Origin of the sequence: Bacillus cereus group sp. BfR-BA-01310 (genome assembly GCF_022664325.1) — a bacterium.
GTDB classification, from domain to species: domain Bacteria; phylum Bacillota; class Bacilli; order Bacillales; family Bacillaceae_G; genus Bacillus_A; species Bacillus_A paramycoides.
In genome coordinates this window covers 20,892-43,994 of record NZ_JAKUHD010000026.1, presented here as the reverse complement: position 1 = coordinate 43,994, position 23,103 = coordinate 20,892, and the positions used below count along the sequence as shown (strand labels likewise).

Below are 23,103 nucleotides of genomic sequence, written 5' to 3'. Positions count from 1 at the left end.
CATTTAAAATTAAGTTGACTAAGCCTGGTGACCATTCAAATAAATAGTAGGTAATAATCGTGATACCCGTTACCCCTCCTTCACCGAACTCGTTCGGGATAACAAACAAATTCACACCTAACGCAAAAAGGAATGCACCAATAATAATAAAAATAATGTCTATGGTTCTTTTTTTCATACACTACCTCACTTCTTATAAAAATATTTACTCAGGCATAAACCCTAACCATTATAACCTGGAACATTTAACTCAACCAGTAGTCTATTTTTATTTTAATACAGGATTTTAACTAAATCAGGAACAGCATTCAAACTACAATTACAAAATAATAGTACATCTAGTGCTTCTTTATCTGATGGACATGTTTTTAACTAAATTATTACATTTAAATTAAAATAAAAGGCATTAACCTCTACACTGTATGGGTTAATGCCTTTTATTTCTTGTCTAATGAAATTACGTATTATTTCCTCTCCGAAATTTCAATATTATAGTGTTCTAAATCAGAGTTAATTACATTCTTTTCCAAGTGTGTCAACCATTCCTTCTTATAGTCCATTTTTTCTGTTTCAATCCAAATTATTGGATCAGTGATACCAATTTGAAAACTAGCTAAATCATATTTGTCCCAAACGTTTTCAATTGCTGTTGCAATACGTTCTTCACGTAATTCTGTAGCACTTTTAGTTGTATCTACTTCACTAGCATAAACATTAAATACTAGTAATAGTACTACTAAAACGAAAGAAAGTTTTTTCACCTACAAAACTTTATAGTACCGTGATAACCCACTTTCACATTTAATTTCCAATAAAATTCATAAAAGTGCATCTGCGCTTTTAAAATAAATTCATTTTGTAGTGTAAAAGAACTTCCTTATTTTTGGTCTGTTCGGTTTAATTTGAAAGTAAACCTTTAAATATTAGTTCACATTCAATACCCCAAATTCATTGACTGCACAACAAATCTCCTAATATCCTCAAAACACAGATAATAAAAGATTTGTTAGCTTGTCTTTCCAATTGTACGAAAAAATATTTTGCATAACAATTTTATCATCCCCCTTATATATAAGAGTAATTCTCTTTCATACTTCGTAGACATAACAACTTATATTATGTAAAAAAGTCATTATCCTGACTAATAAACAATACTATAAGAAGAAAATATAATGGAGGTGAAGTCATGGGAGTTGTTAACGCTACAGATGCAGATATTGCACTTTTAGCAAGATTACTGAGAGCAGAAGCCGAAGGAGAAGGAACCCAGGGTATGTTGCTCGTCGGAAATGTAGGAATTAACCGAATAAGAGCTAATTGTTCCGATTTTAAAAACCTTCGTACCATTAGACAAATGATTTTCCAAGAACACGCGTTTGAAGCTGTTACTCACGGTTATTTCTATCAAAGAGCAAGAGAAAGTGAAAAAAGCTTAGCTCGTCGAGTAATCAATGGAGAGAGGTTCTGGCCTGGGAAATTTAGTTTGTGGTATTTTAGGCCACCAGGTGATTGTCCTCAACAATGGTATAATCAGCCTCTTGTGGGGCGTTTTAAAAAGCACTGTTTTTTTCAACCAACAGCCGCAACTTGTGAACAGGTTTATAACACATTTTAAACAATGATAAAAACAATCTGTAATTAAAGAAAGAATAAAAAAGCGTTCATTTAACACTTTTTTACTTGTTTTAGGGGTAGCGTCCATGCACATCAACTTAGGGAAACAAGTTATCCCCAAAACGATGGCAATGAATCTTATTACTATAAAAGCCATAAAATTCTTCGTTTTGGGCTGCAAAAAAATTTGAAGTTTATAGAGATAGGGCAGGACCTCTTTAAAAAGATAAAACCCTGTTTATCAAAACAGGGTTTCTCATATCAAATAATATTTGCTTACTTTCTAAATGGCTATACTACATTTAAAAATATATAGTTGTTCCTTAGCACTAGTGATTTTTATAAATAGGAACTCATGATAATTAAGGTTCTGGTGCAAAAATAAAACAAAAGAGAATAAAGCACGTATATTCCTAACGGATTCGCTTCTTTATAATGCGATGATCTTATCAAGTACTTTTGTTGTCTAAGTCGCATACCATTAGGTATGCTTTTTTCTTTTCTCAACTGTTCAATTGCTATAGGATTAGCTGGATTCTTATCGACTGTTATTACACGTGGCTTTGAAACATGAAAAGACCGTAAAGCTTTCTTGAAAAAGCGCCTTGCAGCCTTATGATCTCTTGTTTTGCTTAGGCAAAAATCGATTGTGTTTCCGTTCGAATCAACAGCACGATACAGGTACATCCATTGACCCTTTACTTTGATATATGTTTCATCGACTCTCCAAGAGTCATTTATTTGTTTGAGGTAACGTCGGATCCGTTTGTCCAATTCAGGACCATACTGATAAACCCAACGCATAATCGTTGTATGAGAAATGGATAAACCCCGTTCCTCCATCATTTCCACCAAATCACGAAAACTTAGGTTGTACCGTAGGTATCATCTTACCGTTAATAAGATAATATCAGGCTGATAGTGCTTCCATTTGAACCAATTTTTCTTTTCCATACCGATTACACACCTATTTAGAGCAATAGTATCTGTATGTCCAAGTTTTAGAGATGATTTGTAATTATCTTGAAGTTTTTGCACCAAAACCTGGATTAATGTGTTTCCGATAGTCCTACGCAGTAGACTACCTTTATTTAAAGAAATTACGGACAGGATCAATCTTAAACTTATAAAAACCAATACATCTAAAACGAGAGTGATTGGTCTCATCTACCAACCGGTGGAAAATGCTTGACTACCCAATACTTCAACTATCGGGTGCTAATGTTCAACAACGCGTACCGAAAATGATCAAACATTTTTATAATCCAATATAACGTACAGGAAATCGACTTTTCTCTTGTCGAAATTTACTTAGCGTACAGTGGTCATATATTTTTAAGAATAACGGAAGAATATATAGAAAATGCTACATAAATGTGAAGTTTGATCAACTTAGGAGGGACAACCTTGTTCAATCAGGTAGTAAAAGCTATACCGAATTTATTTACGATTGGAAATTTATTGTGCGGTGTTTTTTCAATTACCATGAATATGAGTGACTATTTGGTAGTAGCCTCCATTTTCATTTTCTTGTCAGCTGTTCTAGATCTTCTTGATGGAAGGATTGCGAGAAAATTAAAAGTGAACAGTGAGTTTGGTGTAGAATTAGATTCCTTAGCTGATATTGTTAGTTTCGGAGTTGCTCCTGCACTTTTATTTCATTCGATAGCAACACCATCTATTTTAACTTCTTTGGCATTTATCCTTTTCCCAACGATGGGTGCTTTAAGATTAGCTAAATTTAGTGTTAAACCAACTATTGGATATTTTAAGGGATTACCGATTCCAGCTGCTGGATTAACATTGGCTGGTATGGGATTGTTTTCATATAGCAATGCATGGATTACATTAATCCTCGCTCTCTTAATGGTAAGTCCAATTAGGTTTAAAAAACTTTAATTGGGATCCCGTCCATCGCCATTTAGACTTTATGGAATATCGTTTATTTGAGGAAGACTATAGAAATATTAAAGAGGAAGTATGACTTCAATAAGTAATTGCTAGAACATATTTCAGGTTCTGTTGCGAAGTTTGAAATAAGCATAAACAGGTTGGTAAATGAGGAACAATGTATAGGAGGTAGCTAGTAATTGTTGAAGTTCATTGTACGTTGCAAAGGCGGAGTCTCTTTGAAGACTTCGCCTTTGGTAGCAAGAATCCCACTGACATTAGTCAGCTTGCCCCTTTAGGGGGGATCATCATTAGGAATATATGCGCTTTATTCTCTGTTATTTTTGCACCAAAACCAATCATTATTTTTACTTTTCTTCACCTTTTGCCTGCATCGAGTTGAAAGTCCAATTTAAATGTAATGCATCTCCTTGGAACATATTTTGATCTTCGCCGTTATCTACAAATGTGAACATCACATAGAAGGTATCATCATCTCCTGGGGCAAGTCCGTTTTCTTCTCTGTCTAAAATACCTTTTTGCACAAGATCAGGAATATTCCCATTTTGTGTACCTTTCTTCAAATCAGATAATGTAGTCGACCATATTGGAACCTCATTTTTATCCAAATTCCACAAGAAATCAACACGGATATGATCACCCAAATCAGCATTTCCATTATCTCCTTTATCATCGATTACAGTGTAATCAGTCAGAAGCTTCACATCTCCTATCGCTAATGTACCTTTGTTAACTAGTTGAAACCCTCGTTCCATTTCGTCACCCGGTTTAAGATTATCTATATCAATAACAACTTTAGGATCAACACTCAAATCTAAAGTACCAGCTGCAAACGTGTTTTGTGATACTTCCTTATCACTGAAGTACGCATATGTACCTCCACCAATTAAAGATAGACCAAGAGCTGCAGTTACAACACCCATACCCAGTTTTTTCTTAATACTCATTTCACAAGTCCCCCCCATTTTTAAAGTTCAAACTACATATCCATCCCATAACCAATGATAATTAAGCAAATACCTTATCCAGTAACGCAAACTAACCATCTTTAAATTATTTACTTCATGTAGAGATTTAAGTATCCAAATAGCTATCGCTTTAAGACTACTTGAAGAATAACCGGTAATGTTACAATGAATCATTACCGGCCCAATATTAGTAACTCCCATTTGATTCTAAAATCATTATTTTATTGTTTAGTTTACTATAGAATTGTGCCCACTTATTTTTTTGGTTCTAATCCAATGGAACGCAAGATTTTATCTAACGTCACTGGCCCCACATTTTCTTTCGGTTTCTGATTTTCTTTGGCATCTGGACCCTTTTTCAAGAAATTCTTCTCTATCAAGCGAATATCCGTTTCATTTACAACACCATCTTGATTGACATCGCCATCTTTGACAGTCACTTTTCCTTTTCCATACGATAAAGCTGCTATTCTAGCATCTTGAATATCTACCACTTTGTCGCCGTTTACATCACCTGCAAGGTTGTCATCCATATCAGCTCTAAAGTTTTGTCCCACTAATTCTCCATCCTGCATTTTCCCTATTTTTGTTGTTAATTTACTATTTAAATGACCTGGCATTTCTACAAAAATATCGTATTCTTTATCACTTACAGGAACATTATGAATTTCGAATTGACCATGATCATCAATCGTTCCTGTATATTTCTTTCCATCCTTGCCAATTACGTACACTTTTGCTCCTAGTTTTGTGTAGTCGTTCTTACCTAAATACCCATCTTCATTCAAGAATGCTTCTGGTCCGATATACCCTCTAACTGTTGAATGCTTCGAAATAATAGAGAAGGATTTATCTTTAAATACAGGAATTTCAACACCTTCTGCTGCACCAGATTTTGTATAAGAGAATTTATTTACTCCAAATGCAGTTAAATCATTAAAATATTCATCACTCGTCATTTCAAATGTAACATCTAAAAATGGTGTGTCTCCATCTAACCCTTTAAATTCTTTTCCTTCTAACGATGCACCAACTTTCACCTTGTTTTCCCAAGCTCCTTCTGTATCTATTACCTTTGGATCTTCTAATTTAAGATTTAGTCCATGTTGTTTTACATATTCCGTAAGTGCTGGATTTGGTTTCACATCTGTAAATTTAAATAGCTGCTTGTAATAAGGAATCTCAAATGTACCTGACATAAGTTGTTTCACATTATTGAGATTTAAAGTTAATGTAATTTTCTCTCTTAATTTGATTTTATCTTTGTCATAGCTTGGAACAGCGTATTCCGTTCCCTCTTTAACAAAAACATAGTCTTTAAATCCTGCTGCCATATCCCCTGCAGTTGCAAGGTCATATCCAAATAATTTTAAAGTTAACGGTTCATTTATTTCCTCTGGAAGTACTCCAAATTTAAAATCACCATTTGCTTGAATTGTATTCAGCCAACCTGATGGAAAGGCCGAGTTTTGATAATATACAATTTGATTAGCTTTTTGGTCATACTGCAGGCCTTTTACCTTTAATGCATCCACTGTAGAATCATAAATATTACCATGTACCCATAATGCTCGCTGACCATCTTCTTCTTTAAACATGGAATCATTTACTTCATGTATACCAGGTTGTACATCCTTAAATTTCATTTCAGGTATTACATTATCAATGATAATGCTATCGCCTTTTGTATAAGATTTTCCTTCTTTATCATATCCAACGAAGTTCAATTCGTAATCTCCATCAGGCAACATAACAGGTTTATCCCCAATTGGATGAGCTGGATCTCCTGTGAATGGAAGTACATACCCTCCCATACCAGAAAACATCATATATTCAACATTTGGTGTTAAACCGCTTGCATTAAGTGTACCAACGACTCCTAATGCCTTTCCTGTTTTTCGATCCTTCACAACTGCATCAATGGTTTCAAGAGGACTATTTAATTTAAATGCCAACGGTGAACTTGGTCTTTCCATAAATGGATGGAATTTAGATGCATCTGTTGCCATTGCGTCTCTCAGTAAATCTACAGACGCAATCCCTTTTTCTGTGAATTTAACTGCAAATGGCACTTGATATACTTCTTTTTCATTGTTTTTATTTGAAATATGAATATATCCCTCATATCTACCGAATTCAGCGTTTTCTGGAATGATAATTTCAGGGCTAATTTCCCCTGATGTACCAGGAGCCACTTTAATAGAGTCTTGTACGTTCAGCTTCACACCATTCTTCGCTGCGTCCTGCACACCTACACTTGTTGTTGAAAACTCTACTTCTAATTTGAACTCTTTCCCGTCTGTTTTACTGCTGTTCTTAATTAAGACTTTTCGACTATCTTTAATAGGTTCATTTCCCAATTGATTTTTATACCCGAATGCAATAGAACCTGTTTTTTCTTCAATTTCTACTTCTTCATCATTTACAACATTTGATGTTTTATCGATAACCTCGATAGATGTATCTGCATGAACTGCACGATATGCATCAATTCGGCCTGAGCCTACCTCAAATACAGAGCGCTCTTCTTTTAAGTCAACTGCGGTATTCATAAGCGCTTCTTTTACTTCAAATGGGCTATAGTTTGGATGTTCTTGTAAAATGAGTGCTGCTACCCCTGCAGTATGAGGAGTTGCCATAGATGTACCTGACATACGTCCATACGCTACTGGATAATTTTCTCCATCCTTTGGATCATTAATATATTCAGGAACAGTAGAGAAAATAGACACACCCGGCGCTACAATATCCGGCTTAATATCATCTGTTTTAGTTGCAGGACCACGAGAGCTGAAATCAGCTAAGTGATCTCCCTCAGTTTTTATATTATTAAGTTCTCCAAATGCTAAAGCCACATCCCCTTGGACAGCTTTTGCTTGTAATTTCTCACCATCTACTTTTGTTAAGCGGAACGATGGAATAGATGAAGTACTTTCTCCAAGATAACTAGTGATTTCACCATCAACATTGTTATATACAATAACAGCCTTTGCGCCTGCTTCCTTCGCATTCTTAATTTTTTCATCAAATGTAATCTCACCGCGTTGGATAAGCGCTAATTTTCCTTTTACATCTTTTCCTTTAAAATCATCTGATTTCCCAAGTCCTGCATATACAACCGATAAGGATTGACCTTTTAAGTCTTCAAGCTTATCAGTAAAGCTTTTTCCAAGTAGCATCATCTTATCCACATGTAAATCACCTGCAGAGGCAGAAAACGTTGGGATAGACATCGCAGCGTCACTTGCTCCAACTGTAATTGGAAGTGCCGCCGCACTAGGTGATCCAATTGTCCCTTCTCCTGGACCACTATTACCTGCCGCTACTACTGTAACAACACCAGCTAACATGGCATTGTTCACTGCCACAGAAGTAGGATATAAAGGATCATTAATAGCCGCACCTAATGATAAATTGATAACATCCATATCGTCTTTCACTGCTTTATCAATCGCAGCAAGAATACCGCTTGTTTGACCACTTCCATATGGTCCTAATACACGATATGAGTATAAATCTACATCTGGAGCAACGCCCTTAACTGCATAATCTACATTATTCTTTTTGTCTGCAGCAATTGTCCCAGCTACATGAGTACCATGGGATGTATAGTATGCACTTCCATTATAAATTTCAGGATATCCTCCAGAATTTTGCCAATCCTTATACGTTGTCTCCATCGGATCAGCATCATTATTAACAAAGTCCCATCCTTTTATTGAGTTCGGATCTATTTTGCTTGGATCTTCACCTTGCTTTGCACGATATCCTTTATATGCATCTTTTAAATCAGGGTGGTTATAATCAATACCTGTGTCCAGTACCCCCACCTTAATTCCTTTGCCTGTTATTTTTTCATCGTGTAGCTTGTCCACACCAATTTGTGGTACACTATCTGCCATTTTTGGCTCGACACCCGCCTTAGCTGTTTCTTTCGGCAAATCAATTTTGACCTCACGATCTTCCCATACACGCTTAACAATACCAGTACGAACTAAGTCTTCAATCATATTTGCTGGTAACGACATTGCTACACCATTAAAAGCATTCTTATATTCTCTTGTTATTTTGGCAGATTTAAAATTCGTCCCTTTATCTTTCTTCTTTTGAAGTTGTTCAAGCTCTGTTTTAAATCCTTTATGAGATGCCTCTACCTTTTGTTCCGCATTTGAAAGAGCTAACTTTTTCCCTTTTGCCGCTTGTTTTAGCACCTCAATTTTGCTAGGCGCTTGCTTAAATTCTACAATTACATTCACATTATCAGGGCTAGCTGTATTGATGCCTGGTGAAATAACAAAACCTGGTTTTGTATCCAATGTTTTTAAAGCATTACGTTGTTCCTTTGTAAGTCCTTTCAATACAGCATTTGCATCATCAATACCTGGTAAAGTGGATGCATTCACATCTTCTGCCAGTACGTTATATGGAATTCCTTGAGACAATAGCATACCAACTGTTAGCGTTCCAATAAGAATCTTTCCAAATTTCCCTTTTTTCATATTGCATCTCCCCATTATAAAAATTATCTTTCTAAACAAATTGATTATCAAATTCCCATTTAGCATTGAAAATTCTATTAATCTTAAACCTTCATTTCGTATAATTAAGAATTTCCAACACTACTTCCATCCCACACCTCATATAGCTAACCACTCATTTTAATTTTTCTATAAAAGCCCCCCAAAATTTATTTTCAATAACAGATTTTCATAAAATGGATTATTAATAGAGTTAAACTATAATTCTGTTTTTATTATTTCACATTCTGATTTTTCTGGAAATTAATCAAAAGGAGTATTTTTATTCTAACTATTCTACGTTTAAATAGTACAAAAGAACTACCTTGCCCCTTATTCTTTGTAATATAGAATAAGGAAACACGATAGTTCTTTTAAAAATCTCTTATTTAATCCAGCGGAACCAATTGATTTCGAACAGCATAAATCACCGCTTGCGATCGACTTTTGACATTCAGCTTTTTAAAAATTTTATTGATGTGAATTTTAACTGTTTTATCACTAATATATAGAGCTTCAGCAATTTCTTTATTACTAAGTCCTTTTACTAGTTCAAAGAGAATTTCCTTTTCACGCTCTGTCAGTTCATTTTCATTTGGTTCTGATTTCATTTTTTGCTGATGATATGTAATTAATTTTTTCGTCATACGCGGATGAATAACCGAATCGCCTTGATATAACATTCGAATTGCAGCCACTACCTGTTCCGATGATGAATCTTTCAATAAATAACCATCAGCACCAGCTTGAAGGGCATCCATTAAATACTCATCATGCTCATACATTGTAAAAACAAGTACTCGGCAATTAGGATAATTCTTTTTCACTAATCCCGTAGCTTCAATTCCGTTCTTCCCTGGAAGATTAATATCCATCAAAATACAATCTGGTCTGCATTCCTCTACTTTTTCCAATACCTCATCCCCAGAGCTCGCTTCTCCAACCACTTTCATATCAGATTCAACCTCTAGTATGCTCCGAATTGCGTCTCGTAAAAAAGCATGATCATCCACTACTAATATTTTAATCATTTTACGCACCCCTTGTTTGTGAATCTGGAATTAACAGTGTAATTTCTGTCCCTTTCCCTACAGAACTATCAATCTGTAAAGTAGCCCCTAATTGTTCAGCTTGTTCATTCATATGTAATATACCATAATGTGGCTCACGTTTCGTTTTAACCATAGACTCAAATAGTGAGAAACCGACTCCATTATCCTTAACCTTTAAAAGCACGTGCTCACTTTGATAGCTTAGCAAAACATGAATTTTTTCTGCTTGTGCATGTTTAACAATGTTTTGTAAACTCTCTTGTAATGTATCAAAAATAACTCTTTCTTTCGAAAAGCTAAGCGCACGTGAATTACCTCTTTCATGATATGTAATATCTAGTTCATATTCTTGTTTTAAAGATTTTATTTTACTTGCTATCGCCTGCTTAAGCCCTAATTGCTGTGTCGGATACGGTTTTAAAGCATAAATAGAATAGCGGACTTCTCCTAAGCTTCCCCTTAAATCCTTTATACTTTTCTCGACTACTTGCTGCATATCGATTGGTTTATCACGGTATTTTTTCTTAGCGGATTCTAGTTGGAATATCACCCCCGCCAATGTTTGCGCGATGCCATCGTGAATTTCGCGTGCAATTCTATTTCTTTCTTCTAAAATCATTCTTTTTTCCTGTTCAGAAATCAATATCCTTGTTTTAACTACGTTAGCTAATTGGTTAGAAAACGTAGCTAAAGATTGTACATCCTCCGGAAAAAAACCCGCATTTCTACTTTTTCCTGCAACAAACATTCCAACTAATTCATCATTCACAATAAGAGGAAAATATACAAGTGAGCGTATGACATCATCAAATATTTCATCTCCAGGCGCCGTACCAGTTTTCCAATCATTAAAAACAAGATTTTTTGAGATTTCCTCAAACGCCTCAATTTTATCTGAATGATCAGAAATATCAAGTTGGACTTTCCCATCTTTTAATAGAAGATTCCAGTTTCCATCATCTTTTGTCCATATTACATATGCTTGTATGCCAAAAAAACCTTTGAGTGCTTGTTTGATATGTTTCAAGTTTCCTCCGGTTAGTCCACGACTAATTTCTGTTGTAATAAGAAACAGTTCGTATAACCTTTCCTTCTCCATCCTAATTCGTACAGAAAAAGAACTGATAACTGAAATTGCTACAAGTGGAAAAAAGAAAAACAGTACTGTAATCTCGTTTATTTCCACACTATATGTACTAATTAATACATGCATCAGAGCAGCATAAGATACACCAAAAGTTTCACAAAGAAATACTGTTACGGCTTTTTTATACCACTGATGTATCGAATACGGCTGTGGAAGGAGTACCATTAACAAATCGTAAAAACGGTTGTTGAAAAAACAAAAAAACACGCAAAATAATAACAAAGATATTAAATTCTCATACAGAGCTGACATATCCATTCCGCTAATCAATAACGACAGACATTTATTTGAAAACCATTCTGCCAAGATCAAACTAAGAGCATGCTGGGTACTATTAAATAGCATTCTTTGTACCGGTGAACGACGATGCAGGTGAATAATTAGTGTAACAAATACAATAGTAATAATAGTTATATGTATTCCGAACTGCCAACTCATAGCGTAAATTATCGGAAAGGTAAGCGAGCTAGTTCCTCTCCAAAATCGTACAGGAAAATACTCTGCAATCCCCATAAATATTAATAACAATATTAGTATTGTTGGATGAGAAGGGATTTTAATTTCAAGTAAAGATATAGTTATAGTAATCAAACCAAGAAAAGAAATAAAATAAAGATAAAAACTAGCAACTTTTTCTCTCATAGAAATAGAATTTACATCTTTCAAAACAGTCCCTTCTTTCTTTATAAGAATTCATTTTCTCTATTATCCAACAAAAAACCGGCACTGGCAAAATGGAAGAACTCCCACTAGCCAATCACCGGCTGTGTACTATACCTAAAGAGGCAAGACACAATACTAGTATAAATTTCTTTTCATACATTTTCTATTGATCAAATGATGTAATTATACATATCATTGGACGTAATCTTATAGTACAAAAGATATATGAAATATGAATCGTGAAATTACATTGTTGAATACTATTTGTTTGTAGATAAATCAAATTAACAAAAAAATAATAATTTTTATTTTTTTCTTTGTAATTTAATAAATTTCATGTTAATATGGCGAAGGCTATAAAATAGATATCGTCATTCACAGTCTTTTTACAGAATATTCACTCCTGTAAAAACGTAACTATTTCAGTAATTCACTTCATGTTTTACCTATACAAGAGCTACTTTCAATTTTTTGTACATAACTAAAAGTAGCTTTTTATTTCTATCTTCCTCATCGGTTCTAATATAAATAATAAAAAAGCACTTTTGCAAGTACCCTTCCCTTTCTTTTTAAAGATAGAAGGTTTAATAAAACCCAACACCTAGATTAAACTCATTCATAATCCTACTTATAAACTATCAGAGAGGCATAAACTATGGGAATTCTTACGCTCTTAATAAATACTTTTATTATTATTATTTGTATCCTTAGCTATCATGTATTTTGGCTGGAACATAAAGAAAAAATTGCATACAATAACATATTAATTTCTGTTCTTTCCTCCATTGCAATTATTTTTTGTATGACTTTTCCTTTTCATTTACATGCTGGATTTATTTATGATTTACGTTTTATTCCTATCATTTTAGTTTTTCTATATGGAAATACAAAAAGTATTATTTTTGTTGGGATTTTATATCTTTCTTATAGATTTTACTTAGGTGGAAGCGGAGTTCTCCCATCATTTATTATCTTTACTATTATTTCTGGTGTTACAATCATGTTTCGTTACTTGTCACCTATTTATTTCAAGGAAAAGAAGATATTATTAAGCATTCTACTTATTTTGATATGTACAACTTCCCTTTCTATTTGTGGTATTGTAACGCAAATAAATACAGGTGGGAAAATTGACTCTACTCTCATCGAATTTTTATTTAATTATATAGTCATAAATATTTTCACAGTATTATTATCAGTTTATTTAATAGAAGGAATGATCGAGAAATATAAAATAAAAGAAAGAATGCAAAGGGCAGAAAAATTTTATATAGCTAGCGAACTAGCTGCATCTATTGCGCATGAAATCCATAATCCACTAACCACGGTACAGGGATTCACTCAGTTATTAAATGAAAATGAAAGCTCTAAGTTACCTCAAGATAAGTACTTGGAAATCATGTTAATTGAAATGCAACAAATACAGGCTACTATAAATAACTATTTATCTTTAACCAAACCACAAAACATTATTAAAGAGAAACTAGATATTAATCACATTTTGAATCAGGTAATAGATACAATTTCACCACTCTCTCTATCATGGAATGTTGAATTAAAACTGAATAGTACAGACTCCCTTTTTATAAATGCTGATTCTGAGAAATTAAAACTGTGTCTAACCAACATAATACAAAATGGAATTGAAGCTATGAAAAATGGTGGAGTATTACAAATAAATATTCAAAAAATAAAAGATAATATTGTAATTGATATTATTGATACAGGAATTGGAATGTCTTCTCAACAAATAAAACGAATTGCTTTGCCATTTTATTCAACAACAGCAAAGGGGACTGGGCTTGGTACTATGATTGCGTACAGTATTATTAAAGAATTAAACGGAGATATAGAGATAGAAAGTGAACTAGGAAAAGGAACACACTTTTCTATCACTATCCCCTGCTAATATAATAGAAGATTTATATAATAGATGAAATGTTTTATCGAGCTGTATTTACTGACACCGTAAATACATTGAAGAATTTCAATCTTAGCATCTTAAGAAGGGTTTTAGCAGCAAAGGTTAGTAAACATAGTATCAAAGGACTGGAAGGGGAAGGGGAAGGGAAAGAAAAAGAAAATTACTAAAAAATACCAGATCATGAACACTTGACGGAAAAAGATATAATGTCTGGAACCGTTACGGTTTCAAATAGGTTTCTTCGGATTACTTGAAATCATACCTCCTCAAGTTTTTGCAGTTGGGCTAAGTTCTATCCAGGAAAAACCAGGGGTGTTTTTGAATCAGAATGGGAACAAGGAGATTGGTATTAGAAAAATACTGCCAATGTGCTTAGTTTTTAACCATAGAGCAGTTGATTTTAGCTCAATTGTCCCTCTTTTAAAAAGAATTGATGAAATATTTGCTGAACCAGCTATCATTCATAATTGGTGACTTAAATCCATAACTTATAATCTTTTTTAATGGTTCCATGGCCATTAATCTAAAGCGCAATTGTATCTATAAAATAAAAAAAACGTTATTCTTTTTGTAGAAATATACAGAAAGGATGACGTTTTGGCTATGAATTTATCGATTTTTGATGAACCCATCGCATAATCGTTGTGTGTAATCCTCTTTCCTCCATCATCTCCACCAAATCACGAAAACTGAGGTTGTACCGTTAACAAAATAATATCCGGCTAATAATGCTTCCATTTGAATGCATTTTCCTTTTCCATACCAATCACGCACCATTTCTAGAGTAATCGTATCAGTATGTCCAAGATTTATAGATTTATTGCAAGTGTCCTGAAGTTTTTGCACCAGAACCAAAAATCCGGTACTGATGATTCAGCACCGGATTCCTTATGAAAGAGTAATATGAGTAATGTACTTGCGACCTGTTGACTAAGCTATACACATTAAGCAACTAGCTCCTGTGCTTGATCTTGAAGGGCTCGCTCTCGAAATTCTCCATTCTTTTCAAAGTTATTCTTTTACAGGAATAACAGCACCGTTATATTCCTTATTAATAAAGTCTTCAATTTCTTTCGAATGCAATACTTCTACAAGTGCTTTAATTTCTTTCTTATCTTTATCACCTTTACGAACTGCAACTACGTTTACATATGGAGAATCATTACCTTCAATCGCGATTGCATCTTTCTTTGGATTTAATTTTGCATCAATTGCATAGTTAGCATTAATTAAAATAGCATCGCCTTCTTTATTTTTATACATTTGTGTTAATAAACCAGGTTCAATGTCTGTTTTGAATTTCAAATTTTTGGGGTTTTCTGCAATATCTTTTACGGTTGCTTTTACAGGGTCTACACCATCTTTAATTTTCAAAATACCTTCTTTTTGTAAAATCGCTAAACCACGTCCATGATCAGTAATTGCATTACTCATAATAATTGTTGCACCATCTGGAAGCTCTTTTAGGTTTTTATATTTTTGAGAATATAAACCGATTGGTTCAATGTGTATTTTTCCAGCTACTTCAAAATCATATTTTTTGTCTTTCATTTCTTTCTCCAAGTATGGAATACCTTGGAAATAGTTTGCATCTAATTCTTTATTCGCTAATGATTTATTTGGTAATACGTAATCTTGGAATTTTTTAATTTCTAGCTTTACACCTTTTTTCTCAAGTAACGGTTTTGCTTTTTCCAAAATAACTGCATGCGGTACATTAGAAGCACCAACAACAAGCTTATCTTCACTTTTTCCTCCACAAGCAGCTAAACCAAAAATCGTTGTTGTAATAAGTGCTGATAGTAATAGTTTTTTCATGTTGTAAACACCCTTCTTCTTTTTTATGTATTTATTTTTTTATCAATTCACGTTGTAACAAAATTACTAACCCATTGAATTAGAAAAACAATGAGTAATTCACAAATTGTTGCAATGATTGTCACATCGTTATTCCTGCACTGAAATCCTTCTAAACAATCAAGTTTCCCTTTTCTACCAGCACTGATAACACCAATAGTCGTTATGGTAATACCAACTACTGGTGTTAGTAAGGATTCTAGAATTAATACCTTCCCAATAATCGTGCTCGTTTTGCTCCTATTGCCTTTAAAGCTCCAATCATTAAAGCTGGCAGTTCTACACTTACCCCACGGAGAATCTTCATAAATGGGATCGCTAAAATAACCAAACGGGCAAAATATTGACTATATGACGGGATAGAATGAACTCATAAATATTACTTACCATCGGCTGTATAAATTGCTCTGTTTTCTCTCAGAATATCCTTCGCTCTCATTCGAACAACAAAAAACCTTTCTGCTTTTAGAATGAGCAGAAAGGTTTTTATGCATATATCAACAGTATCCCTTCCTCTCATCTCTCAAAGCATTTGCTTTGCAGGAATTAGCACCATTTCAATGTAAAAGTTGATGGTTGCTGGGTTTCACAGGGCACAGTCCCTCCACCTCTCTGGATAAGAGAAATCAGATTTAATTTTCATCTGATTTGAAATTTATTAAATTGTCTATATTTTATGAATTGAATTTTATCAATATACACTCGTTATGTCAATAAGGATTTACGAAAAAAAACTTCAAAATACTAGCTTGATGGGTGTGTGGTAGTACCTCTTATAAATCCCTCAATCAAAACCACTTATTTTATACTTTTTCTAGATTCATTGTTATACAGTAACACGATAATACTAGAAGGATCTGTTGCAAAGTTTGAAAAAAGCATAAACAGATTGGTGAATGAGGAAAAAGGATTAGGAAGTTGCTAGTATTTGTTGAAGTTCATTGTATGTTGAAAAAGCGGAGTCTCTTTGCAGACTTCGCCTTTGTTTATATAGCGGATGAATAGTCTCGATACCTTTTATACGTGCAGCATGGTGGTGATTTGTGTTTTTCCTTTTCCAAACTTGATAGATTAGACTGCCATTTTCATGAACCCATGGCATGATGATTGTTAGGCGAACGGAAATACCACGTTCTTTCAGGATCTCAGATACATCGCGATAGCTTAAAGAAAAACGACAGTAATAGCCAACGGCTACCAAAATAATATCTTGTTTGACGGTATTATTTAAAGAAGACCCTCAAAACGAAGGGAAAAGTTATTATCTTAGTAATTATTACATTTCTATTGTAAATTCGCCCTTTCCTAAGGCTACCCCACAAAGAACAATGTAAAAGAAACATCCATAATTTTGCACTCACCCTATTTTATGTTTACTCTGATTCTGTCATTTCATCCACATGAATCTGTTTTCCTGTGAATAGTTTGTAAAACAGATGTGTGCGAATATCTAACAATTTATGTAGCGCATGCCATTGGCTCCAATGGTGTGCGTTTTGATTTTATATATATGTTTGGAGTGCCGGTGGCACTTTTTCTTTATATCCTAATCAAAAAAACGTAGGCTCACGCCTACCGATATTCATCTCCCACCTAAAATTGGTGTTTCACACCTTCACATTTTTAAGGAAGGAGTCCTTTGTCAGAAAACAATAAAATCTTATTAATTTTTATAATTAGTAGAATTTTTATAGAAATAATCTTCTTAATCTATTAAAATAATATCGTATGATGTCAGATTATATCGTATGATGTCAGATTTTATTAAGGGGAGAGAAAATTTTATGTTGAAAAAAATCATTCCAGTTGCTTTAGCATTAAGTACAGTTACTTTTTCAAGTGTATTCGCTGCACCTCCAGCTCAAGCACCTACAGAACCAAACCGCTACATAGATGTACAAATGCTCGGTATTAACGATTTTCATGGGCAACTAGACACTGTAAAGAAAATTAACAATAAAGATGCAGGGGGAATTGAGTACTTAGCTGCATATTTACGTGATCGTGAAAAACAAAATCCGAATACATTAAAGGTTCATGCTGGCGATATCGTTGGAGCAAGTCCTCCTGTTTCAGCATTATTACAAGACGAACCCACGATTGAATTTCTAAATGATTTAAAATTTGATGTTGGAACCATAGGAAATCATGAATTTGATGAAGGCATTGAAGAAATGCACCGCCTTATTTATGGTGGATACCATGAAAAAACAGGGAATTTTAAAGGAGCAAAATTCCCATATGTTGCCGCAAATTTCTATAATAAATCCACTGGTCGTCTATTTTTACCACCATTTACTATAAAAAAGGTACAAGGAGTTCCTGTTGGCTTTATCGGAGTCGTAACAACAGATGTTCCTAACGTTGTTATGCCTACTATGCTAAAGAATGTAGAAATTACAGATGAAGTTGAGGCCATTAACAAATCCGTAAAGCAATTGAAAGAACTAGGCGTTAAATCTATCGTTGTTCTTGCGCATAACGGAGGTACAACAGATGCGAACGGCGTAACAAATGGTGATCTCGTCCGATTAGCAAATGAGACTGATCCAGAAGTCGATGTTATTTTTGGGGGGCATAGCCACACCTATGTAAATGGAACTGTTAATAATAAACTTGTCGTACAAGCAAATTCTTATGGAATGGCTTTTGCTGATGTTGATGTAAAGATTGATCGTAAGACAAAAGATATTGTTGAGAAAAAAGCAGAAATTGTTACAACCTACCATGATGGCATAAAGCCTGATGAAAAAATAAAGAAGAAGTTGGATAAATATCAAGAAAAAATCGCACCTCTTGTCAATGAAGTTCTTGGTAAATCTACCGCTCCACTAGATCGCAAACAAAATACGGCTGGTGAATCTACTCTCGGCAATTTAATCGCTGATGCCCAGCGTGCAACAATGCAATCCCAAATTGCTCTTATGAACCCTGGTGGTATTCGTAATGACTTAGATGCTGGTGATATTACATGGGGAGAGGTATATGGCATTCAACCATTCGGAAATCAATTAATAAAAGTTAATTTAACGGGTCAAGACATTCGTGATATTTTAAATCAACAATGGCAAAAAGACATAACAAGAATGCTTCAAATTTCAGGGATCCAATACACTTGGGATGCCAACAAGCCAAATGGAGAAAAAGTCACAAGTATTCGCTTAACAAATGGAGAAGAAATTATTCCTTCTAAAACTTACAGCGTCGTTGCGAACGCATTTCTAGCTTCCGGTGGAGATGGATTTGTGTCCTTTAAAAATGGGAAAGATGCTGAAACAGGACCAACTGATTTTGAAGCATTAGTAGATTATATAAAACAAGCAAAAGAACCAATTCAGCCTATTATTGATGGAAGAATTCAAAAAATAAATTAGTTTTTCATTAATCTCAAAACACCTAGATTACCTGTTCGCTATACTTTTTAGTGTGCAGGTAATCTAATTTTTCTTGTGTGGGTTTGAAATAAAGTCCTACCGTGATCAACGGATTTACCATCTATATGCAAAGTACCGAAAAAAAGTAAAGTTTATATTTAATTTTGGCATTTACGTTAATGTAGCTTTAATAGAAAAAATCAATAGAAATTTGAAAAATGGACATGTTGATAATAATAAAGCCATAAATAATTTAGAACAGGATATCCAGGAAGAACTTAATAAAAAATTACAACATATGTTGTATGAAATACAAAAGAATAAAATTGATCCAATTGGATTATCATTATATGCTAGAGCTTTTCAATATACAGAGTGGAAAAAACTAAAAAGAAATTGGCCGCAAGCATTAGCAGAGGCTAAAATAAATGTAAAAACTCCCGTCAAAATTAAAGATACTGGAACCATTAGAAATTAGACCAGACTATTCTTATATTTCATAAAATTTCTCCGTACATTTTTCCTTCCTCAATAATAATTATGTGAAGGTTGCTAACTCAAAGAAAGATCTATTGGTTAAATGCTAACCAATAAATCTTTCTTTTTTATTACTAATTATTATCAGATATCAAGTTGTATCCATAATAAGTTACAAAAAATAATATAATTACTATCCAAACACATATAAACACCTTATAAGAATGTTTCATTTTATATACCTCAATGATTATATATAGATTCATAATGAATTTAAATCTAAAAATTCATTTGTACGTATTATTAGATTCAATAAATAATGTAACTTTAAAGTTCCCCTATTAAAAATACCATCTAGGCATTTTTTTAGAACAAATAAAATGTCTAAGATGATATTATTAAAAGTTTAGTTTTTTAATATTGTTTTAAGTAATAATACTTTCTTTAATGCAGTTAAATTCATATGTATAAGGGTCTATGTAGCAATTAGACTAAACCATAAACATGTACTTAATTGTGTGGGAAAGGAAGTACATTTTATTTAATCTCATTACAAAAAAACCTAAATAGTTGGTATTCTTCTTTTAAGACAGAAAGGAAATTTTATAATTTGCATGTAGTTCTAGCTCAGACTTTTTACTACACACACCCTTATACACATTGATAAACCATTTTAATTTTACATTTCGTAACAAAAATAAACACAAAGAAAAACAAATGAAACAAAAGTAATTTTATGTAATGTTTTTGTAACATTAATGTAACATATAATATTTAAACATACAATATTTTTTATGGTTCTGGTGCAAAAAATACTGTCATTGTGTGCACTGAAAATATTCATAAATAAAGGACGTGTACGACGATGAAAAAACCAGTGGATTTTAAATGGAAGCATTATGAACCGGAGATTATTCTATTAGCAGTTAGATGGTACCTTCGGTACAGTTTAAGTTATCGAGATTTGGTAGAAATGATGGAGGAACGTGGTTTAACCATTTCTCATACAACGATTATGCGTTGGGTTCATCGGTATGGATCGGAACTAGATAAACGCGTTCGTCGTCATTTGAAGAAAACAAATGATTCCTGGCGTGTCGATGAAACATATATCAAAGTGAAAGGAAAATGGATGTACTTGTATCGGGCTGTGGATTCTGGAGGAAACACCGTTGATGTTTATTTAAGTACAAGTAGAAAAGCGAAATCAGCTAAACGTTTCTTCAAAAAGGCCTTATCTTCTTGTCATACCTCAAAACCTCGTGTCCTCACAGTTGATAAAAACCCAGCCTATACAAAAGCCGTGAAACAATCACAAAAAGCAGGAGACCTACCAGCAGGAATCAAGTTACGACAGATGAAATATCAAAACAACATTGTCGAGCAAGACCATCGTTTTATCAAAAAACGGGTCCGAAATATGCTAGGATTTCAATCTCTTCACACAGCAACCAAAACACTTGCTGGAATAGAAGCTATGCATATGATTAGAAAAGGACAGACTTTCAATGAAGGAAAGTCTGTCCAAAAGCAGATACAACTAATTAATATTCTCTTTGGTCTTAACGTATAAACAGTCATTCCGTTAGGAATGACTCATTCTTTTTACTCTTCATTATCTTTTTGCACCAGAACCCGTTGAATCATTTTCCTTCATCTAAATTCAATAAAAAGAGGCACAGACTTTTAAAGATTGTGCCTCAATTACCCTATTTACTTTAATTCCACACTATTCAAAACGTTGTTTAATGTCTTTAGTTCCTCAACAGTCAATGTAATGCCCTTACCCATCTTTTCATGATTTGGCGCCCAATCACGCAAATCATACTTTGCTTCTTTTCCATTCCAGCTAATAATATTTAATTCTTTTGTCCACCCTTTAGGTGATTGAGATAAAACGCCTACGTTTTCTTTAATTTCAAACTTTATATCTGCCATAGCTATGTCTCCTTTATAGTACATAGTCACCGCTTTGTTCTCCTGCCTGTTTTTCGACCTATATCAATAGAATCTGAATTTCCACACATAAACTCTGCTTTTCTCATGACTACTTCCAGTGCATTCCCCGCTTAAATTGGTGGGAAATCCCATTTCTTTAACAGCCTTTTAATGATTCTTCTCCTACCTGCTTGAGCGCTTTGTCTGAAACTCCAGTCAATAGTTATGTTGTTCTTAATCGCATTTATTAATTCATGTGCGATTTTCTTTAGCGTTTCATTATCCATGGATTTCTTAATGACATCATCAGCTGTAAACTCCTCAGAACAATATTGTAAAAAAGTCAGTAACTAAGTATTATAATATGAGTAGGAATATTGTACCAATATACTTTTTATCATCAGCCTTTTAAATAATTGAAAAGGAGGTAATTATGTCATTTTTTGTACGAAATGAAAATTTTAGCACCTTCATAAAAAGGAATCCAGTCACATTTATTATTGTTTTTATTACCACAGTAATATTTATTCTCACATGCATAGACGGAGGACCCACCAATATCCATACTGTAATTAAATATAGAGGACTATCTCAACCGCTTTTCTCAAATGGCGAATACTTTAGATTGGTTACATATTTATTTCCGCATGTTGGGGGAGTTACTCATTTCTTATGCAATATTTCATTTATCTTAATTCTTTCTCCTCCTCTAGAACGGATTATGGGGAGTTTCCGTCAAGGCATTATTTTTCTATTATCAGGTATAATTGATGGACTATTTGTAATATACTTTACTCCTGAAGTCATAGTAGGTGGAGCTTCTGGTGCAGGTTATGGTATGTTAGGAACATTTTTAGCTTTAATTTATAAAAAAATGCATATATTGATAACACGACAAAAAAGTATATTTTTGTCGTGTTATCAATATATGTAATTTATACTTTTACTAGGGAAAATATTAGTATACCCGCGCATTTCGGAGGCTTGATTACAGGTTTTCTTCTATCCACCTTATTAATAAATCACACAAAACCAAGAAATATTGCAACAAATTATCTCGCTCCTATTACAGTTACCCTTGTAATCTTTGTTGGATACATCATTTATCAAGACAACCATACAATTATAAGAAAAGTAACTAAGGCGTCAGATACTAATACAATAGAAATTATTAATGATGCGAATTGGTTTCATGAAAAATACAAGAACATTTATCCACTTATGGATGAATTAATAGACAGCTATAACCAAGGGATATCAAACCATGCAGAAAAAGAACAATTTTTAATCAAGATAGAAAAAAAGGAAGACAATATTCAAAAAATTATTAGTGAGATTTCTAAGAAAAAATTCAATCCAAATATGAACGAACTTCAAGCATTATTACTTGAAATTTTCAACAAATTAAATGAAGCTGCTGAGTATTCTAAATTAGCTATAAACAACAACGATGTAAGCAGTGGCAATAAATTTTCCAAATCTATTGACGATATTAATAAAAAAGCCGAAAAATATAATCAGTCGCTAACCCGTATATATGAAAAATCAGGTATACAGTGGACATCCAATGGAAAAAACTAAATTAATCCAGCTAGATGATTATCATCTAGCTGGATTTTTATTTTGGTTTGCTGATAGTTCTTGTACGGTTCACTATGATA

At 33.5% G+C, this 23,103-nt stretch carries 17 protein-coding genes, 6 pseudogenes and 1 riboswitch; of the genes and pseudogenes, 9 read left to right on the top strand and 14 right to left on the bottom strand.

Annotated elements, in window-relative coordinates; translation table 11 throughout:
- Together MR109_RS26005 and MR109_RS26000 are read right to left on the bottom strand one after the other, a co-directional pair.
- On the bottom strand, positions 1-178 hold a 178-nt coding region (locus tag MR109_RS26005), incomplete at its 3' end, for a YitT family protein (RefSeq protein ID WP_242274409.1).
- Between the two features lie 286 nt (positions 179-464).
- Entirely contained in the window at positions 465-761 is a 297-nt protein-coding gene (locus MR109_RS26000) for a YolC/YozM family protein (RefSeq protein WP_242274406.1), read from the bottom strand.
- A gap of 425 nt (positions 762-1,186) precedes the next feature.
- Between MR109_RS26000 and MR109_RS25995 the strand changes: the two genes are divergently transcribed.
- Complete coding sequence (locus tag MR109_RS25995; protein WP_048376309.1) at positions 1,187-1,615, top strand: cell wall hydrolase; 429 nt, start codon at positions 1,187-1,189, stop codon at positions 1,613-1,615.
- Positions 1,616-2,030: 415 nt separating this feature from the next.
- Here MR109_RS25995 and MR109_RS25990 read toward each other — a convergent pair.
- Positions 2,031-2,568 (bottom strand): annotated as a pseudogene (locus MR109_RS25990) (IS6 family transposase); the annotation flags it as partial.
- A gap of 453 nt (positions 2,569-3,021) precedes the next feature.
- Between MR109_RS25990 and pssA the strand changes: the two are divergent.
- The gene (gene pssA / locus MR109_RS25985; protein ID WP_098475432.1) at positions 3,022-3,513 is read left to right on the top strand and encodes a CDP-diacylglycerol--serine O-phosphatidyltransferase; all 492 of its coding nucleotides are present in this window, start codon (positions 3,022-3,024) and stop codon (positions 3,511-3,513) included.
- A gap of 176 nt (positions 3,514-3,689) precedes the next feature.
- On the opposite strand, the pseudogene MR109_RS30305 reads toward pssA, so the two are convergent.
- The 5 genes and pseudogenes from MR109_RS30305 to MR109_RS25965 all read right to left on the bottom strand — a co-directional run.
- Positions 3,690-3,761: pseudogene (locus MR109_RS30305) on the bottom strand (IS6 family transposase); the annotation flags it as partial.
- A 111-nt stretch (positions 3,762-3,872) separates the two neighbouring features.
- Positions 3,873-4,472, bottom strand: a complete 600-nt coding sequence (locus tag MR109_RS25980; protein WP_242274405.1) for a TasA family protein — start codon at positions 4,470-4,472, stop codon at positions 3,873-3,875.
- Between the two features lie 275 nt (positions 4,473-4,747).
- Positions 4,748-8,992 (bottom strand): S8 family serine peptidase, encoded by a 4,245-nt coding sequence (locus MR109_RS25975; protein WP_242274404.1) that lies wholly within the window; start codon positions 8,990-8,992, stop codon positions 4,748-4,750.
- A gap of 407 nt (positions 8,993-9,399) precedes the next feature.
- Complete coding sequence (locus MR109_RS25970) at positions 9,400-10,041, bottom strand: response regulator (protein ID WP_002175152.1); 642 nt, start codon at positions 10,039-10,041, stop codon at positions 9,400-9,402.
- 1 nt (position 10,042) lies between these two features.
- A complete protein-coding gene (locus MR109_RS25965; RefSeq protein ID WP_242274403.1) occupies positions 10,043-11,875 on the bottom strand; it encodes a GAF domain-containing sensor histidine kinase in 1,833 nt (610 codons plus the stop codon).
- A gap of 652 nt (positions 11,876-12,527) precedes the next feature.
- Between MR109_RS25965 and MR109_RS25960 the strand changes: the two genes are divergently transcribed.
- The gene (locus MR109_RS25960) at positions 12,528-13,781 is read left to right on the top strand and encodes an ATP-binding protein (protein WP_242274402.1); all 1,254 of its coding nucleotides are present in this window, start codon (positions 12,528-12,530) and stop codon (positions 13,779-13,781) included.
- A 327-nt stretch (positions 13,782-14,108) separates the two neighbouring features.
- The gene (locus MR109_RS30300) at positions 14,109-14,270 is read left to right on the top strand and encodes a hypothetical protein (RefSeq protein WP_242274401.1); all 162 of its coding nucleotides are present in this window, start codon (positions 14,109-14,111) and stop codon (positions 14,268-14,270) included.
- Between the two features lie 145 nt (positions 14,271-14,415).
- On the opposite strand, the pseudogene MR109_RS30475 reads toward MR109_RS30300, so the two are convergent.
- The 4 genes and pseudogenes from MR109_RS30475 to MR109_RS25945 form a co-directional block, all read right to left on the bottom strand.
- A pseudogene (locus tag MR109_RS30475) lies at positions 14,416-14,557 on the bottom strand (IS6 family transposase); the annotation flags it as partial.
- 250 nt (positions 14,558-14,807) lie between these two features.
- A complete protein-coding gene (gene metQ / locus MR109_RS25950) occupies positions 14,808-15,614 on the bottom strand; it encodes a methionine ABC transporter substrate-binding lipoprotein MetQ (protein WP_242274400.1) in 807 nt (268 codons plus the stop codon).
- A 47-nt stretch (positions 15,615-15,661) separates the two neighbouring features.
- Positions 15,662-16,173: pseudogene (locus MR109_RS30295) on the bottom strand (ABC transporter permease).
- Positions 16,167-16,276: riboswitch (SAM riboswitch) on the bottom strand. (Overlaps the previous pseudogene by 7 nt.)
- Before the next feature lie 422 nt (positions 16,277-16,698).
- Positions 16,699-16,860: pseudogene (locus tag MR109_RS25945) on the bottom strand (IS6 family transposase); the annotation flags it as partial.
- 577 nt (positions 16,861-17,437) lie between these two features.
- Between MR109_RS25945 and MR109_RS25940 the strand changes: the two are divergent.
- The 3 genes and pseudogenes from MR109_RS25940 to MR109_RS25930 all read left to right on the top strand — a co-directional run bounded on the left by MR109_RS25940 (position 17,438) and on the right by MR109_RS25930 (position 21,077).
- A complete protein-coding gene (locus MR109_RS25940; protein WP_242274399.1) occupies positions 17,438-19,027 on the top strand; it encodes a bifunctional metallophosphatase/5'-nucleotidase in 1,590 nt (529 codons plus the stop codon).
- 139 nt (positions 19,028-19,166) lie between these two features.
- A pseudogene (locus MR109_RS25935) lies at positions 19,167-19,505 on the top strand (Ger(x)C family spore germination C-terminal domain-containing protein); the annotation flags it as partial.
- Positions 19,506-20,369: 864 nt separating this feature from the next.
- Positions 20,370-21,077, top strand: coding sequence for an IS6 family transposase (locus tag MR109_RS25930; protein WP_242274398.1), 708 nt, complete (start codon positions 20,370-20,372; stop codon positions 21,075-21,077).
- 140 nt (positions 21,078-21,217) lie between these two features.
- Here MR109_RS25930 and MR109_RS25925 read toward each other — a convergent pair whose 3' ends face one another.
- Both MR109_RS25925 and MR109_RS25920 read right to left on the bottom strand, forming a co-directional pair.
- The gene (locus MR109_RS25925) at positions 21,218-21,442 is read right to left on the bottom strand and encodes a YdbC family protein (protein WP_242274397.1); all 225 of its coding nucleotides are present in this window, start codon (positions 21,440-21,442) and stop codon (positions 21,218-21,220) included.
- Between the two features lie 131 nt (positions 21,443-21,573).
- The gene (locus MR109_RS25920) at positions 21,574-21,741 is read right to left on the bottom strand and encodes a type I restriction enzyme endonuclease domain-containing protein (protein ID WP_308197301.1); all 168 of its coding nucleotides are present in this window, start codon (positions 21,739-21,741) and stop codon (positions 21,574-21,576) included.
- Between the two features lie 134 nt (positions 21,742-21,875).
- Here MR109_RS25920 and MR109_RS25915 point away from each other — a divergent pair, with 134 nt between their 5' ends.
- Both MR109_RS25915 and MR109_RS25910 read left to right on the top strand, forming a co-directional pair.
- Complete coding sequence (locus MR109_RS25915; protein ID WP_242274395.1) at positions 21,876-22,376, top strand: rhomboid family intramembrane serine protease; 501 nt, start codon at positions 21,876-21,878, stop codon at positions 22,374-22,376.
- Between the two features lie 50 nt (positions 22,377-22,426).
- Positions 22,427-23,023: a hypothetical protein gene (locus MR109_RS25910; RefSeq protein ID WP_242274394.1), complete on the top strand. Its 597-nt coding sequence runs from the start codon at positions 22,427-22,429 to the stop codon at positions 23,021-23,023.
- The last annotated feature ends 80 nt before the right edge of the window (positions 23,024-23,103 follow it).

Excerpts from the sequence above, each read along its gene's own strand:
- MR109_RS25995 (WP_048376309.1), top strand. The coding sequence starts at position 1,187 with ATGGGAGTTGTTAACGCTACAGATGCAGATATTGCACTTTTAGCAAGA.
- MR109_RS25980 (WP_242274405.1), bottom strand. The coding sequence starts at position 4,472 with ATGAGTATTAAGAAAAAACTGGGTATGGGTGTTGTAACTGCAGCTCTT.
- MR109_RS25975 (WP_242274404.1), bottom strand. The coding sequence starts at position 8,992 with ATGAAAAAAGGGAAATTTGGAAAGATTCTTATTGGAACGCTAACAGTT.
- MR109_RS25970 (WP_002175152.1), bottom strand. The coding sequence starts at position 10,041 with ATGATTAAAATATTAGTAGTGGATGATCATGCTTTTTTACGAGACGCA.
- MR109_RS25960 (WP_242274402.1), top strand. The coding sequence starts at position 12,528 with ATGGGAATTCTTACGCTCTTAATAAATACTTTTATTATTATTATTTGT.
- metQ (WP_242274400.1), bottom strand. The coding sequence starts at position 15,614 with ATGAAAAAACTATTACTATCAGCACTTATTACAACAACGATTTTTGGT.
- MR109_RS25940 (WP_242274399.1), top strand. The coding sequence starts at position 17,438 with ATGTTGAAAAAAATCATTCCAGTTGCTTTAGCATTAAGTACAGTTACT.
- MR109_RS25930 (WP_242274398.1), top strand. The coding sequence starts at position 20,370 with ATGAAAAAACCAGTGGATTTTAAATGGAAGCATTATGAACCGGAGATT.
- MR109_RS25925 (WP_242274397.1), bottom strand. The coding sequence starts at position 21,442 with ATGGCAGATATAAAGTTTGAAATTAAAGAAAACGTAGGCGTTTTATCT.
- MR109_RS25915 (WP_242274395.1), top strand. The coding sequence starts at position 21,876 with ATGTCATTTTTTGTACGAAATGAAAATTTTAGCACCTTCATAAAAAGG.